Source organism: Epilithonimonas zeae, from assembly GCF_900141765.1.
GTDB lineage: Bacteria > Bacteroidota > Bacteroidia > Flavobacteriales > Weeksellaceae > Epilithonimonas > Epilithonimonas zeae.
This window is the reverse complement of the sequence record NZ_FSRK01000001.1, coordinates 953,424-969,351: the sequence shown is the minus strand read 5'-3', so window position 1 is coordinate 969,351 and position 15,928 is coordinate 953,424. Positions and strand designations below refer to the sequence as shown.

The window sequence follows — 15,928 nt, the reverse complement described above, 5'->3', positions numbered from 1 at the left end:
AACAGATTTGAGCAACTACGAAAATACCGAAGGCTTTAAAATCATTCAAAACTGGATGATGGAAAAAGACAATTCTCCATTTAAATTTCAGATTGACACCTGGCAGAAATTTGGCAGTGGTTACAGCGGAATGGTTGTGGCACCAACCGGTTTTGGGAAAACTTTTTCTGTGTTCTTAGCTTTGATTTCAGACTTTTTGACGAATCCTGAGAAGTTTAAAAAAGGGCTGAAAATGATTTGGATTACGCCACTTCGTTCTCTTTCAAAAGATATCGCCAAAGCAATGCAGGAAGCGATTGACGAGATCGGACTGGATTGGACAGTAGGTGTGAGAAATGGTGACACAGATCCGAAAGTCCGACAACAGCAGGTCAAAAGTATGCCTGAAATTTTGGTGGTAACTCCAGAAAGTTTGCATCTGCTTTTTGGACAGAAAAATAACGAGCGGTTCTTTAATAATATGCATTGCGTTGCAGTGGATGAATGGCACGAATTATTGGGTTCAAAACGTGGTGTGATGGTAGAATTGGGAATTTCTCAACTTGTACATTACGTTCCGAAAATTAAAATCTGGGGAATTACGGCAACGATTGGAAATCTTGAAGAGGCATTGGAAGTTTTAATTCCATATGATATTAAGAAAACAAAAATCACAGCCAAAGAACAGAAAAAAATTGATATTCTTTCAGTTTTTCCGGATGAAGTGGAACTTTTGCCTTGGGCTGGACATCTCGGACAAAAATTAGCCGATAAAGTCGTTCCGATTATTCTTGAATCAAAATCCACAATTGTTTTTACAAATACCAGAAGCCAAAGTGAAATGTGGTATCAACTTTTATTGAATGCCTTTCCCGATTTCGCCGGACAAATCGCCATTCATCACAGTTCTATTGATGCGCATCTGAGAATTTGGATTGAAGAAAATTTAAGTTCAGGAAAACTGAAAGCGGTCGTTTCCACATCTTCTTTAGATTTGGGAATTGACTTTAAACCAGTTGATACGGTCATTCAAATTGGCTCTGCAAAAGGTGTTGCGAGATTTTTGCAACGTGCAGGACGAAGTGGTCACTCCCCTTTTGAAACTTCAAAAATTTTCTGTGTGCCTACCCATTCTTTAGAACTAATTGAAGTTGCAGCTTTGAAGGAAGCCGTAAAACAAAAAGTGATTGAGCCTCGTGAACCGCAGGTTTTATGTTTTGATGTATTGGTTCAGTTTCTAATGACTTTGGCAGTTGGTGACGGATTTTTCCCCGATGAAGTTTACGAGAGAATTAAAAAAGTCTACACTTTTCAGGAAATCCGGGATGAGGAATGGAAAGCGATAATTGACTTTCTAACGATTGGCGGAAGTGCTTTGAAAAGCTACGAAGAATATCACAAAGTTGTTGTAATGGAAGACGGTCTGCACAAAGTAACTTCCAGAAAAATTGCAATGCTTCATCGGATGAATATGGGTGCGATTGTCAGTGATGCGATGCTGAAGGTGAAATTTATTTCCGGTGGTTATATCGGGATGGTTGAGGAATATTTTATTTCGAGACTGAAAAAAGAAGAGAAATTTATCTTGGCGGGTCGGGTTCTGGAAGTGGCAATGATTAAAGATATGACGGTTTTCGTTCGGGCTTCCAAAGGAAAAGCGCAGGCTCCAAGTTATCTGGGCGGAAGGTTGCCTTTAAGTTCAAATCTAGGTCATTTTTTAAGAGAAAAATTGTCGGGAGCGTTAAATCCGAAAGCTTCTGATAAAGAACTGAAGTTTCTGCATCCGCTTTTAGCTAATCAGGAAAAGCGTTCGCACATTCCGAAAGATGATGAATTTTTGGTTGAACTCATTAAAAACCGCGAAGGATATCACTTATTTATGTATCCTTTCGAAGGGCGATTGGTGCACGAAGTGATGGCAGCGTTGATTGCTTATCGAATTTCAAAATTAGCTCCGATTTCCTTTTCGATGGCGATGAATGATTATGGTTTTGAATTATTCAGTGACAAAGAAATTCCGCTGACTGAGGAGAATTTAGATAAAATTTTAACGAGGGATAATCTGATGACCGATGTGATTTCCAGTATTAATGCGGCAGAAATGGCGAGACGAAAATTCCGTGATATTGCGGTCATTTCCGGAATGGTCGTTCAGAATTTTCCCGGACAGCAGCGTTCCAACAAATCTCTGCAAAGTTCTGCAGGTTTGATTTTTAAAGTTCTGGAAGATCACGACCCGAATCATTTTCTTGTAAGGCAGGCTTATACAGAGGTTTTTAATATGCAGCTGCAGGAACAGCGAGTAGTAGAGGCATTCAAAAGAATTGAAAAATCAAAAATTATCCTGAAATTTGCAAATACTTTTACACCTTTAAGTTTCCCGATAAAAGTTGACAGTTTGAGACAAACGTTATCCAGTGAAGGTCTTGATGCGAGAATCCAGAAATTGATTCAGCAGGCGAAGAAAGGAAGATAATTTAACAATTTTTTGTCATTTCGTAGGAAACCTAACAAAGTGGTTCGACGAAGTCAATATAAACAGAAGAGATTCTTACGGAATGGCAGATATTATGGTTAATTAATTAGTATGAAAATAGTAACAAAAAATATAAATATTAGAGACCAAATTTTCACGTTAACCAATCAAAGAGCATTGTTTTGGGAAAAAGAAAAAGCATTGATTTTATCAGATTTGCATATAGGAAAAACAGCACATTTCCGGAAAAACGGAATTGCCCTTTCTAATCAGATTTTTGAAAATGATTTACAGAGATTATCCGTTTTAATCGAATATTTTCACCCTAAAAAATTTATTATCGTCGGAGATTTATTACACGCCGGAGATAATTCTGATGTTGATAAATTTTGTGAATGGAAAAACCAGTTTCCCGAGATTGAATTTCATCTTGTGGAAGGGAATCACGACAGAATTTCAAAAAAATTGGAAGCTAAGCTATGTCTTAATCTTAAGTCAATTGAATTAGAAATCGATGGTATTACTTTCGTCCACGATTTTGAAAAATCAAATCCGGAATTTCAAATAACCGGTCATATTCATCCGGGAATTGTTTTGAATTCATTTGTTAAAAAAATAAAATTGCCTTGTTTTGCTTTGTCAGACACACAATTATTACTTCCGGCTTTCAGCGAATTTACAGGTTTAGATACAAAAAATCTCCCAAAAAATGGAAGATTCTATGTTTTTACGGATTCTGATATTTATGAGATTTAGTCTTTCTTTTTGAAAATAATACAGCATATCAGCAAAGTTAAATTAATTAAAACTGAAAAACCATTAGACAAAATAATTGGTAATTCATTCTGTAACATTCCGTACCAAACCCAAAGTGATAATCCTGTAATCAAAACTAAAAGCATCACAACGGAGATATCTTTGGCATTTTTTTCCTTGATAACTTTGATGAGTTGTGGCATCATTGCGATTGATGTAATTCCTCCGGCAATTAAACCCAATAATTCTGTATTCATAAATTATTTTTATCTAAAATGAAGCCAAAAAAAATAAGCTCCGACTGGAGCTTATTGTAAATATTTTAAAATCAAAAAGTTATTTGACAAGTTCGATATTGACTGCCGAAAAGCCTTTTGGTGATCTTTCTTTTTCGAAAGCTACTTTGTTTCCTTTTTTTACCGGCACTGCACAATTGTTACTATGGAAAAAGATATTTTCGTTGGTTTTATTTTCAGTGATGAACCCATAACCTTTTTCGCTTAAGAAAGTTACGATTCCCGTTTTCACAGCTTCTTCTGCTTCCACAGGCGCTGCACCTAATTGAATGTTATCCAAATCCACTTCCAATTTCTCCTCTGGAGGTGTAGAAGTCAATCTTCCGTATGCATCCACATACATAAACTCGATGTCTTTTCCTTTGTCGTTATTAGTTTTACGCTCTTCACGACGAAGTGCTTTTTCTTTTTGTTTTTGTTGTTTTTTCTTGAAATTTTCTTTTTTGGAGAAAGAATCTGCCATAAATTATGTTTGTTATTTTAGTTATTGAAATGAAGTTACGAAGTCCGAAATGAGTTCATCAATAATTTGAAATCAAATCTCAATAAGATTAAAAAGCCGTTCTGTCTTTGCAATTTGGAACTTGTGCTGCCAATATAACATTAACCCATATGACCGAAAACACAATAAATTGTCTTGAAAATTTTCAGCAATTACAGAAAACTGTTTAGAAATTATATGCAAATATACGACAAATATGCGAGACATAAAAAATGCCCCTAAAATTAGAGGCATCGTTCTTATCTATAATTTGAAATAATCATTAGAAAAACGACATCCAATCACTTTTCTCACTAATATCGCAAACGGCATTGATGTTTTTATGGTGGTTCATAGAAGCTAAGAGTGTCACCACTTCTTGTCTCACAATTTCGATAGAATTATCACTCAAATCCTGATTAAAACCTGCATTATTAAGATCTATTAAGTCATTAACTGTCACAATTCTTGAAATAATTTTCCCAAGGTCTATCATTTTTCTTTGAGAAAGTGGACCATCAATCGTCACATTAAGTTCTTTCGAGTATAATTTTGCAGCATCTTTGGTAATCTCATTAATCAAAAGATATTCTCCTAGATTGTCTGTTTTTTTCTTCTTCATATCTTTCAAAATCCCTTCAGAAATTTGCGTATAAAGCATTTCGTTTGAACCTTCAAAGATTTGGAAAGGTCGGCTGTCCATAATTCCTCTCCCACCGATATGACTTAGTCTATAACCTTTTGCACCAGACAATTGAACCAAAATCTGAGCAGCTTCCTGCATCATATCTGTCACAAAAGCTTTCATACTGTTAGCGTGAACACCACTTCCTGAAACATCTTTATCAATCCCGCTTACACTTGTACTTTTTGCGCACATTGCGGAAGAAAGCGTGAAGAATGACTGTAATTTTGCCAATTGATACTGAACCTGATCCAAAGAAAATAAGTTAGAAGCACCAACAATTCTTTCTTTACAATGTTTTGTAGCCTCGTCCATCATTCTTTTCAGAAATCCCATTCCCATTCCCGGAAACTGGAATCTGCTTCTGTGAAGAACGTCCAACATCATTTTAAGACCCGTACTTTCAGGAATTAACTTATTTTGTTCCGGAACTTTGATATCGATTTTATTCAATCCGTAAGGAATCATATAAAGACCTGCATTGTCATAATATTCCTTAACCTCAATGTTTTGTTCTGGCTTATGAGTATCTGCGATGAAGAAATCCACATCTCTACCAAGATTACCTTCAGCATTGATATTTCTTGAAGTGATTAGCCAATAATTAGCCAAGCCTGTAAGACCTTGCCAATGTTTAGTTCCTTTGATATGGTAAGAATTATCTTTTAGTTCATTTTGAGTCTTCATATTCAATGCATCACTACCAAAATCTGGTTCAGTAATCATCAATCCCCCCATTGCTCCAAAATCTAGGAAATGTTTGAAAATATCACCTTTGATGATATTATTCCCATATTTAGCCAAAGGCTCCAAGAATAATGCAATATTAATCCCGAATGTCAATGACAATGGAAGAGACTCGTATGACGCCGCAGAAAGCAATCCAAGACATTCTTTCACCTTCACGCCTCTTCCACCATATTCAGTTGGAATAGCAACAGAAAGTGGTTTCAAATTGAAAATTTCTTTCCAAACATTAGGAGGCAAACCTCTTGAAAGACTTAATTGATCTATGTTTTCTCTTTGAAACAAAGACCCTAAAGAAGCCTTAAAATTAGAAAGGAACTCTGCATAAGAAACCGTAGGAAAGTCTAATGCTAATGCATTCATAATTTAAATAAAATAAAACGCTGTATGCCATCTCTACAGCAAAAAATAAAGTGAAGCGAATGGCACAGGACTTAATCACTTAAAATCAGCACTTCACACATACATTACCGCACCAAAGATACTATTAATAATTTATAGTTATTTTAGAAATTGATTTTATTTATGATTTATGATTGCAAGGTGTTCAATTTGCATTTCTGATGAAGGATTTTACAATTTGATTGGCTTTTAAGTCTAAATTACTCCTACACATTTCCTACTTGAATTGATTATTTATAAAATTTCAATTAAATAATTTTTTCAGTTTTGTAAAATCGTAATTACAAAAACACTGGATTTACAGACTTTTTCTCTCGCAAACCTCAAGAATTATCAAGGCTTTTACAAGGTTTTAAATTATCAGAATTAATTTTTCAGTTTGATAATTAATGAATTAAATTTTTTTTTCAAATATTATTTGGTCATAATACAAAAGCTTTCTATATTTGCACCACTGAAAACGAGAAATCGTTGCAAGTAAGGAGAGTTGGCAGAGTGGTCGATTGCGGCAGTCTTGAAAACTGTTGACTGTAACAGGTCCGGGGGTTCGAATCCCTCACTCTCCGCCAGTTGGGAAACCAAAATAAGCTAAAACGCTGTAAACATCAATGTTTACAGCGTTTTTTGTTTCTGTTCATGTAGCAAAATAATACAAAAAAGGGCATATTTCAAGTGACCTATTTAGTGACCTATTCAAAAAACGCCAAAAACAGGTCACTAAAAAACATGAAAAACCCTATGAATAGGATGTTCAAACAACATACATCTTGCAAAAAAGTGGTAATAAAAAGTAACTTTTTAAACAATTAAAATTATCACACAATGAACAAGACATTTAATCTTCTATTCTTTATCAAAAAGAATAAAATCCGCACAAACGGAACTGCTCCAATTTATTTGCGTATAACAATCGACGGCAAAGCCGCAGAAATTGCAGCCAAAAGGTATATTGACCCAAAGAAATGGGACAGCAAATCTCATAAAGCTGTTGGTTATGGGCAAGATGCCAAAATACTAAATACTTACCTCAAAACTTTGGAACAACAAGTTTATGATACGCATTATTCAATGTTGAAAGAGGAAAACTTTGTAACGGCAGATGGTTTGAAGTCGAAGCTTTTGGGTACTGATTTGGAACAACGGATGCTAATCCCCATATTTCAGGATCACAATGATAAGGTGGAAGCATTAATAGGTCAGGATTTCGCACCAGGAACCTTAGAGCGTTATAAGACATCTTTAAAACACACTCAGGAATTTCTAAAATGGAAATATAAAATTTGCGATATAGACATCACGCAGATTAACCACGCTTTTATAGCGGATTATGATTTTTGGCTTCGGAGCGTTCGCAAATGCGCAAACAACACTGCAGTTAAATATCTTAAAAATTTCAAAAAAATAATACGATTATGCATAGCGAACGGATGGTTAGCCAAAGATCCCTTTGTAGGATACAAAGCAAAAATTAAAGTTGTAGAGAGAACATACCTAAACAAAGAAGAGATACAATCTATTTTGGAAAAAGATTTTGCTTCCGAAAGATTAAATCATGTTAGAGATATTTTTCTATTTAGCTGCTACACGGGATTAGCATATATAGATGTCAAGAAGTTATCAAAATCTCACATAAATACTGGTATAGATGGTAATGAATGGATATTTAAAAAACGTCAGAAGACGGACACCTCAACTAGAGTCCCATTATTACCATTAGCACAAGAACTTATTATAAAATACAAAGATCATCCAGAGTGTATTAATACAGATGTACTTTTTCCTGTTTTAAGTAACCAAAAGATGAATTCTTATCTAAAAGAAATTGCTAATGTTTGTGGAATTAATAAAGAATTGACTTTCCATATTGCTAGACATACATTTGCTACAACAATAACCTTGTCAAATGGTGTTCCAATTGAGAGTGTAAGCAAGATGCTTGGACACACCAATATAAAAACTACTCAACATTACGCAAAAATACTTGATAAACGAATTAGTGATGATATGTCAAATTTGAGAAACATTCTTACAAAATCAGAAAAATAATATAAAATTAAACATTGATATATTTTACATAAGACAATTCTAAACAATCATTTATATCGTAATTAATATCACACTTCACACAAAACACATATCAAATGTTTCACACCTATTTTAATTAAACATTAAAAAGATTAATCCGGACAATCCTGGAATCAAAACAAAAAATGACTCAATTTATAATAAATTGGAGCCATTTTTTGTTTTTGATCTTAGCGGTAAAATTATTGAACACTTTTTTAGAGGATTTCGATAAATTAACCAGAATTCATAATGTATATATATTTTCCAAAAATATTTTTGACAATTAAGTATAACCCACCTACTTTCATTTTCTCTAATTGGAATTGCTAGCATTATTAAATGATTTTCAGAGTTATCAGCCAGTAATTAAAAAAGCTGTTTCATAGTTTTAGATAAAATTATGAAACAGCAACTTAAAGAAAATAATATTGTGATTTGATTTTATTGTAGCATGTATGGTACTATATTATTTACGAAAGATGTACCTGTTGGGTTTATGAGAGCAAACCAACCTCTATCATCCCAAACGCTGTATGACATTGATTGAGCTAAGGTTGTTCTTGCCATTGTGCGGTAATAATTCCTAACGAGATCGGTATTTCTTTCCGCGGTATTACTACTTCTTCCTACTCCGAATTCGCCATAATGAACAGGAACATTCAATTTTATCGAATGTGCTTTCACATTTTGAATGCCCGTCTCAAAACTGGCTGTTCCGGGAAAAGCAGCATTACTTCCAGTCTCTCCGCAGAATGCCCAAGGAGAATAAGTGTGAACCTGTATAGATAGATAATCATCATTTCCTCCACCTGGCAATGACGATTTGCTTGGATAGACATTACTTATATACAATGCATTTCCTTGTCCATTGGTACCTACCATAATTAATCGTTTTTCATTGTTACCATGTGTTGCCCGTATGGCGTCATAGCCAACTTGGTTTACTTTTCTGGTGTATTGTAAAGCCAATGCATCTGTAGGATCGGGAAAAGGACCATTGCCGTCTAATTCTCCCAAATTACCTTCTGGCTCATTTAAAACTTCAAAAATCAATTTTTGAGGATAATCTTTAAAATAGGTAGCAATACCTGTCCACAATGTTCGGAACTTAGTATCATATTGCTCAGATCCATCGTAATGATCCTTCAACCAAGACTCGTGATGGGTATTTAGTATTACGTATAAATCTTTTGATAGTGCGTAATCTATAACTGCCTTAAGCTCTATAAATCTTGGATGATTGACATTAATATTACCATTATTGTCTGCAAGAGTAGATGAAAACCTATCCATCCAGGTAGTTGGAATTCTAACATGTTTCATTCCCGCATTTTTATACAAATCAATAACGGGTTTGATTGCTGCCAAGGAGGTCGGATGAATGCCATTATCAAAGGTGTTACCAAGATTAAAACCAGGTCCCATATCAGCAATTATTTTTTTTGCGGAAAAAGGATCAGGATTTTCCACTTGTCCTGTTTCCCCATTGACAAACTCTACTTTATCCTCGTGCGTGCAAGAGACTAGAAAGAAAAGCATGCTTAATCTTAATACTCTAAATATATTTTTCATATACAATGAGGTTTTTATTTATTATTTAATGATTTCCGTTGATAATAATTCTGAAGCGTGTAAAAAGCCTTCTTTTTGACCCCAGTTTCCGAAATAAGACCTTTTCTGTTCCAGAAATTCTGATAAACAGGATTTTGACGTCTAGGCGATTTGAAATCGACTAGAATCCAAGGTGTCATTCCTCGCAGCCCATCTATTTTGTCAAGCATTTCCAGTTGTTTTTCATAAAACAATTGCTGATGCTCCTCACTCCATACTGTATCTTCATCTGCGTGATATCCTGCTAATGCATCGGCACCAAACTCGGAGATTACCACTGGTTTATTGAATTTTATTTCCCATTTATATTTTGGTAATTCTTTTGGCTCAGACCAGTACCAGCCTCCATACTCATTAAAACTGGCGAGATCAAGCTTATCACCCAAAGGATCTTCAACGGTTACGTCATAGCCATTGCGTTCGATTTCCAAGGCGGCTGCAACAAGTCTACTATCGTCTAAACTACGAACTTTGTCAATTAATTTACCCATAAAAACATTACGCTCCTTACTGACAGGCGTCTCATTCCCTACTGACCAGATAATTACGGAAGCTCTGTTTTTATCTCTTTCGATTGCTACAGTCAATTGATCTTCTGCGTTTTTATACGTATCGGGATTGCTCCACGAGATCGTCCAATACACAGGAACCTCTGCCCAAACCAATAATCCAATTTCGTCAGCAAGACGCAGCATCGTTTCATTATGGGTGTAATGTGCCAGGCGAATATAATTGCAGCCTAATTGCTTTGCCCAGCCAAGGATCATTCTCATATCGCCTTCGGATCGCAAACGTCCGCCTACCAAAGGATTTTCGTCATGTACAGAAATACCTTTCAGAAATAGGGATCGGTCATTCAGCAAAATATCTTTTCCAACAGTTTTAATTGTTCTAAAACCAATTTTATCATTAATTTTATCTGACTTTGAACTGATTTTGACATCGTACAGCTTAGGATTTTCCGGAGACCAATAGTCAATCTTTTTTGTGGGAATTATAATTTTCGCATAGCCATTGGCATCAGTTTCAAGTGTCGATTTTATATTAAGTTCAGGAATTTCTATGACCAGTTTCTCTTTGTTTGTATTGCCATTCAACTTCACAAATCCCTCTAATTTAGTAGGATCATTTTTGGCCAATTGCATTTTATAATCTTCGATAAAAGACTTTGGCGTGGTTACCAATAAAACATCACGTGTAATACCTCCATAGTTCCACCAATCTGTATTAATAGTTGGCACCTCATCTTTTTTGCGTACATTATCGACCATAACCACAACATAGTTGTTGCCCTTTTTTAATTTCGAAGTGACATCAAATTGAAATGGAGTGAATCCACCTTTATGTGTACCTACCTTTTCGCCATTCAAATAAACGTGACTCTCGTAATTTACCGCTGCGAAATACAAAAAGTAATTCTTATTGGCTTGTGGATCTGCGACAAAATCTCTTTTGTACCAAACAGTACCTTCATAAAATAGTAGTTTTTGATCCTGAGAGTTCCAATCACCAGGAACCTGCAAAGAAGGTTCAAAATCAAAATTGTATTCGACTCTTGTTTTTTTGTCCGGGGAAGTAATGTTGTCATAAAAGCCTCCTTTTCCTGATTTACTTTGATCGAATGGTTTTTGTCTGTAATCTAGATAACCCATTTGGTACGGATCTATGATATATTTCCAAGAGCCATTTAGATTAATATGATCTCTGGCAAAAGCATGCTGAATCGTTTTTTGTCCCATAACCGATGTACAAAATGAACTTAGGATAAAGACTATTAACAGCAATGGGATGATAATTTTTTTTAACATAAAATTTTGATTAATGATTGACTCAAATATTAAGTTATAATCTTAATATCCGATATTAAATTGCGAAGCTGCAGCACCCATAATGTCAATCTGACTTTGAGGGACAGGACAGTTAATATACTGCGCTCTCCATGGGGTAAGACTATTGATGGCATCTGAAGCCTCCGAGCTTGTATTGTCACCGTTTCTGTAATGCAGAGTAATTCTCTCTCCTAAAATGCCTAATCGCTTCAGCAGAAACCAACGTTCATTTTCAAAGGCCAATTCTCTTGCTGATTCTTCCAGATAAGTTTCCTGCGTCCAGCTTGTAAAATCAAATGATGATACTGCGTTAGGATTCAGACCATAACCTCTTCTGCGAACTTTATTAATGTACGATAAGGCCAGGGCATCATTTCCAAGATTATGATGAGCTTCCGACGCCAGAAGTAGTGTTTCTGCATACCGGTAATACATATAATTTTTAAAACTGTTTTCTGTTCCAACCAGTTTTGTTTGGAAGTCTGCATATTTTTTCAAACTCCAGTGGTATCTTCTGTAATTATCTTCCGGCTGTGTAATAGGCTGTCCAAAGCGTGGATGGCTGGGATTATTAACAATATAAGCAGTATAATTATCCGGCCAATAATAGGTTGAAAACCTTTTGTCATTCGTCTTATCATAAAGAGATTTCAAATAATTATTAGGATAAAACCAACCTAAAGATTGTCCGCCATAGTTAACATCTAGAATCATCTCATTTCCTGCACTGGCAGATGCTCCCGATGCTTTTTCATAAATCCTCTGGGTAAAAACACTTCCAAGCCAAAATCCACCACCACCAGCAAGATCATCGCCTTGTCCGAGACTTTGGTTGCGTTGATAAACAAATAAGGCTTCTTTATGATTGACATCAGCTCCGAAAACCTGATTAATATCTACCAAATCGTGGGTCGGATTGAGAATAATTGCATCAAATTCTTCTGCAGCTTTCTGCCAGTCTTTGCGCCACATTGCCGCTTTACCACGCAAATGCCTCGCAACTCCCTGACCGTATCTGCCAGCGGGCACCTGCCAATCCAAATTTGCAACAGCATAATCCAAATCCTGATTGATGACCCCGAAAACCTCATCTTCTGTAGCTGCTTTGTAAGTGACTGCATCATCTATATTTTGTGCATTGGTTGCCACAGTGTCCAGTAAGATAGTACCATACATTCTTATCAGATCCAGATAAAGCTCACCTCTAATGACACGTGCCTGTGCAACCAGTTTCTTTTTAGCATTATTATCCATAGAGACTGTTCTTGCACTACTGATAATTGCAGACGCTCTATCTATAATTTTATAGGCATTAACCCATTTGTCCTTAGGGAAATTTTGTGGAGTATGAGTGGTAGCTCCATACGGCGTAAACCAAGTTCTATGAAGGCCAAGATCGGTAGCGGCCATAAAAAACACATTGGCTTGCAGATTACTATTATCTCCAGACGGTGCATTATACTGCCGCATCCTGTTATATAAGGCATTGACACCTACATCCAGGCCTTCGGGGGTCGTATAGATATAATCTACAGAAACCTGATCTATGATTTCTTCTTCCAGGAATTTGTCACAAGATATGCAAGTCGCTGCGAGAGATATGATAGAAATGACTAAACACTGTAATTTTTTCATGATATAATGACTTAAAATTTTCATATTTTTTTTAAAATCCAAATTTAATTCCCGCAACAAGGGTTACTGCCTCTGGATATTCGTTTGGATTTTTTTCTGGGCTATAAGATTGGTAATCTGTGATTGTGAAAAGATTGCTACCAGTCAAAAAGATTCTAAGGTTGCTCAGACCAATTTTCGACACCGTTTCTGGTTTGAATGAATAACCACAAGTAATATTCTGTAATCTAAAATAAGAAGCATCCTGAAGTCCCATATTAAAAATATTGGAAGGATCATTCCCTTCATTTGGTCTAGGGTAGTTTCCTCCAGGATTTTCTGGTGTCCAATAATCTTGCTTGATACCATTTTTGATTCCCCTTAACGATCCACCTTCCAGATAGCTATACAGAAAAGGATTATTTTTTATAACACCTTGCACAGTATAGAAATCTGCATTGATGTCAAATCCCTTATACTCAAAACCAAGTGATAAAGTACCATACCAATCCGGCATCTGTGATGTGATCACACGGTCTTTGTCATTGATTACCCCATCACCGTTTACATCTCTAAGCTTGATGTCGCCCGGTAAAGCAAGTGGCTGTGCAGAGTTCACAATATCCTCACCCTGTTGAAAAATGCCTACGACATCGTACTGGTAAAACACATTGATTGGCTGGCCAATGAAACGTCTATTCAGAATATCATCATCTTCCCTACCATCACCGTCTGCGTCTCTACCATACAAACTGATGATCTTATTTTTATTTTTCGTGTAAGCTAGACCAATTTTAAATTTAAAATCAGAAGTCTTGATTACATCCGCATTTAACGAAGCTTCAAAACCCTTGTTCTCTACTTCACCAAGGTTACTCCATCTGTTGCTGTATCCGGATGAAAGATCCAATTGCTCTTGAACAAGTAGATCTTTTGTTCGTGTATTATAATATTCGACAGTGGCTGTGATCCTATCTCTGAAAAATCCAAAATCTAATGCCGAGTTAAACGTTGTAGAGGTTTCCCATTTTAAGTTGGGATTTGGCAAAGTAGGCCCGGGGATATATCCAGAAACTTGATTACCTCCTATTACATAATTGCTCTGGTCTGCAGTACTCTGGCTGAGTCCAGGCGAGATGGCTTCATTTCCTACACTTCCGTAGCTGAATCTAAGTTTTAAATTATTAATGAAATTCAACTTATCCATAAAATTTTCCTTATGGATATTCCATCCAATGTTGGCTGATGGAAAAGAAGCCCATTTGTTATTTTTGCCAAATACCGTGGAGCCATCCATTCTTCCTGCAATGGTCACATAATATTTGTTATCATAATCATATTCCAAACGCCCGACAGCAGAGACAATTCCTCTATTATATTCTGAAATGGTTGGTGTATTGAGTAATGCTGATTGCAATCCATTGATCCCTAAGATATCATTCGGAATGTTTGTAGAAGCATTCTGAAAATCATTGCGGTTGGTTTTGGAAATACTTTGCACCACGGTAGCAGCGAAATGGTTTTTCTCTGCCAATTTGAAGTTGTAGGTAAAGATATTTTCCAATTGCCATTCTACCTCATCCTGAAATTGTATACTGCCACTACCTTGGTTGTTATTGGCAATACCTGCGATGGACTGTGTAGTATTATAAGATTTTCTTTTATAATTCCAGGATCTTCTGCTGGCATTCATTCTGTATTTGAAACCTCGAAACGGCGTAAAGTCTACAAAAAGGTTGAGAATGTCATTTCGGTTTTGGACAAAATTGGTCGTTTGGTAAAGATCAATGAGTGGATTTTTATTTTCTGCAAAACCTCCGGGCAATAGTCTGAGTGAACCATCATCATTGTAAACGCGTCCAAGAGGCGATGTAGTAATAGAACTTAAAATTACGCCTGCATTATTTGGATTATTGGTCTCGGAGAATTGAAAGGAAGTGTTCAAACCCACTTTCAGGGTGTTGCTTATTTTTTGATCAGCATTTAATCTGATTCCTGTTTTGTTAAAATCTGAATTGGGGATAACACCTTTGGTTCCAATATAGTTCACACTGCTAAATATACTGAACTTGTCACTGCCCGATGAAAAGTTGATGGCGTGGTTTTGTGTTTCACCTGTTCTGAGCATCAGCTTTTCCCAATTAATATACTTCCCAGTTTGGACACTTTCCAATTCTAATGCAGAAAAAATCTCACTGTCCGGTCTGTACACACCTCCGTTGTTGGTTCTGAAAGCTTCTCTCTTTAGTTGGGCAAATTCTTCACCACTATAGATATCAAAATTTCTATTGATTGTTTGATAACCAGAAAAACCATTATAAGTTACTTTGGCCTTCCCACTTTTTCCTCGTTTTGTAGTGATGAGTATGACTCCATTAGATGCCCTCGCACCATAGATGGATTGTGCAGCGGCATCTTTCAAAACCTCAAGGGATTCTATATCATTAGCATTAACATCATTGATACTTCCAACTCTCACTCCATCAACAATTACGATAGGATTATTTCCTCCAGATATCGATCGCTGGCCTCGAATTTGAATATTGGATGAGCTACCTGGCGCACCATTGGCAAGTGTCACCTGTACCCCGGCAGCTTTTCCTCGTAACATTTCACCGACGTCCGATGTAGCTACTTTTGTAAGATCCTCTGCATTGACTTTGACCACGGAACTGATGACATCACTTTTCTTTTTTGCGCCATATCCAATGATTACAACCTGCTCAATTTCTTTAGATGCCCCAACTAAAGTGTCTTTATCAGATTTTGGAGTGGTCTGAGCCTGCACAATCGCTTGCCCGGAGAGGAGAAAAGCAACTGCAATTAGTCCGATTTTTTTGCCATTGTAATTTTTAAGTGGAACAATATTCTTATCGAATTTTTTCATATTGTTTAGTTTAATAGCTTTGTTTTTTACAAATATGTCTGATAATCATATCTATTAGGGTGTCTAAATATGCTTTTTGCGGGGTCATAATGTATGAA

At 36.1% G+C, this 15,928-nt stretch carries 10 protein-coding genes and 1 tRNA gene; 4 read left to right on the top strand and 7 right to left on the bottom strand.

Translation table 11 applies throughout. The features are described from left to right. The first annotated feature begins 55 nt into the window (after positions 1 to 55). Positions 56 to 2,455 carry a ligase-associated DNA damage response DEXH box helicase gene (locus tag BUR19_RS04415; RefSeq protein ID WP_074235543.1) on the top strand — a complete coding sequence of 800 codons (2,400 nt, stop codon included), beginning with the start codon at positions 56 to 58 and terminating at the stop codon, positions 2,453 to 2,455. Between the two features lie 111 nt (positions 2,456 to 2,566). Continuing rightward, positions 2,567 to 3,211: a ligase-associated DNA damage response endonuclease PdeM gene (gene pdeM / locus BUR19_RS04410; protein ID WP_074233689.1), complete on the top strand. Its 645-nt coding sequence runs from the start codon at positions 2,567 to 2,569 to the stop codon at positions 3,209 to 3,211. Here pdeM and BUR19_RS04405 read toward each other — a convergent pair. From BUR19_RS04405 to BUR19_RS04390, 3 genes are all read right to left on the bottom strand, one after another. After that, entirely contained in the window at positions 3,208 to 3,468 is a 261-nt protein-coding gene (locus BUR19_RS04405) for a SemiSWEET transporter (protein WP_074233688.1), read from the bottom strand. The genes pdeM and BUR19_RS04405 overlap by 4 nt on opposite strands. Before the next feature lie 79 nt (positions 3,469 to 3,547). Next, on the bottom strand, positions 3,548 to 3,970 hold the full coding sequence (locus BUR19_RS04400; protein ID WP_074233687.1) for a cold shock domain-containing protein: 423 nt from the start codon (positions 3,968 to 3,970) through the stop codon (positions 3,548 to 3,550). 301 nt (positions 3,971 to 4,271) lie between these two features. Then, complete coding sequence (locus BUR19_RS04390) at positions 4,272 to 5,783, bottom strand: acyl-CoA dehydrogenase family protein (RefSeq protein WP_074233685.1); 1,512 nt, start codon at positions 5,781 to 5,783, stop codon at positions 4,272 to 4,274. A gap of 520 nt (positions 5,784 to 6,303) precedes the next feature. Between BUR19_RS04390 and BUR19_RS04385 the strand changes: the two genes are divergently transcribed. Next, positions 6,304 to 6,391 (top strand) — tRNA-Ser (locus BUR19_RS04385). 253 nt (positions 6,392 to 6,644) lie between these two features. Further along, positions 6,645 to 7,868, top strand: a complete 1,224-nt coding sequence (locus BUR19_RS04380) for a site-specific integrase (protein WP_074233684.1) — start codon at positions 6,645 to 6,647, stop codon at positions 7,866 to 7,868. Between the two features lie 462 nt (positions 7,869 to 8,330). Here the strand turns inward: BUR19_RS04380 and BUR19_RS04375 are convergent, their stop codons facing one another. From BUR19_RS04375 to BUR19_RS04360, 4 genes are read right to left on the bottom strand one after another with little or no spacing between them, the layout of a single operon-like run. Next, positions 8,331 to 9,461, bottom strand: coding sequence for a glycoside hydrolase family 5 protein (locus tag BUR19_RS04375; RefSeq protein WP_074233683.1), 1,131 nt, complete (start codon positions 9,459 to 9,461; stop codon positions 8,331 to 8,333). Positions 9,462 to 9,475: 14 nt separating this feature from the next. Beyond that, entirely contained in the window at positions 9,476 to 11,308 is a 1,833-nt protein-coding gene (locus BUR19_RS04370) for a glycoside hydrolase family 2 protein (RefSeq protein WP_074233682.1), read from the bottom strand. Between the two features lie 42 nt (positions 11,309 to 11,350). Continuing rightward, on the bottom strand, positions 11,351 to 12,964 hold the full coding sequence (locus tag BUR19_RS04365; RefSeq protein ID WP_074235542.1) for a RagB/SusD family nutrient uptake outer membrane protein: 1,614 nt from the start codon (positions 12,962 to 12,964) through the stop codon (positions 11,351 to 11,353). Between the two features lie 31 nt (positions 12,965 to 12,995). Continuing rightward, positions 12,996 to 15,830, bottom strand: coding sequence for a SusC/RagA family TonB-linked outer membrane protein (locus BUR19_RS04360; RefSeq protein WP_083600638.1), 2,835 nt, complete (start codon positions 15,828 to 15,830; stop codon positions 12,996 to 12,998). Between the last annotated feature and the right edge of the window lie 98 nt (positions 15,831 to 15,928).

Coding starts and splice junctions, on each gene's coding strand:
- BUR19_RS04415 (WP_074235543.1), top strand. CDS start 56: ATGATGGAAAAAGACAATTCTCCATTTAAATTTCAGATTGACACCTGG.
- pdeM (WP_074233689.1), top strand. CDS start 2,567: ATGAAAATAGTAACAAAAAATATAAATATTAGAGACCAAATTTTCACG.
- BUR19_RS04405 (WP_074233688.1), bottom strand. CDS start 3,468: ATGAATACAGAATTATTGGGTTTAATTGCCGGAGGAATTACATCAATC.
- BUR19_RS04400 (WP_074233687.1), bottom strand. CDS start 3,970: ATGGCAGATTCTTTCTCCAAAAAAGAAAATTTCAAGAAAAAACAACAA.
- BUR19_RS04390 (WP_074233685.1), bottom strand. CDS start 5,783: ATGAATGCATTAGCATTAGACTTTCCTACGGTTTCTTATGCAGAGTTC.
- BUR19_RS04380 (WP_074233684.1), top strand. CDS start 6,645: ATGAACAAGACATTTAATCTTCTATTCTTTATCAAAAAGAATAAAATC.
- BUR19_RS04375 (WP_074233683.1), bottom strand. CDS start 9,461: ATGAAAAATATATTTAGAGTATTAAGATTAAGCATGCTTTTCTTTCTA.
- BUR19_RS04370 (WP_074233682.1), bottom strand. CDS start 11,308: ATGTTAAAAAAAATTATCATCCCATTGCTGTTAATAGTCTTTATCCTA.
- BUR19_RS04365 (WP_074235542.1), bottom strand. CDS start 12,964: ATGAAAAAATTACAGTGTTTAGTCATTTCTATCATATCTCTCGCAGCG.
- BUR19_RS04360 (WP_083600638.1), bottom strand. CDS start 15,830: ATGAAAAAATTCGATAAGAATATTGTTCCACTTAAAAATTACAATGGC.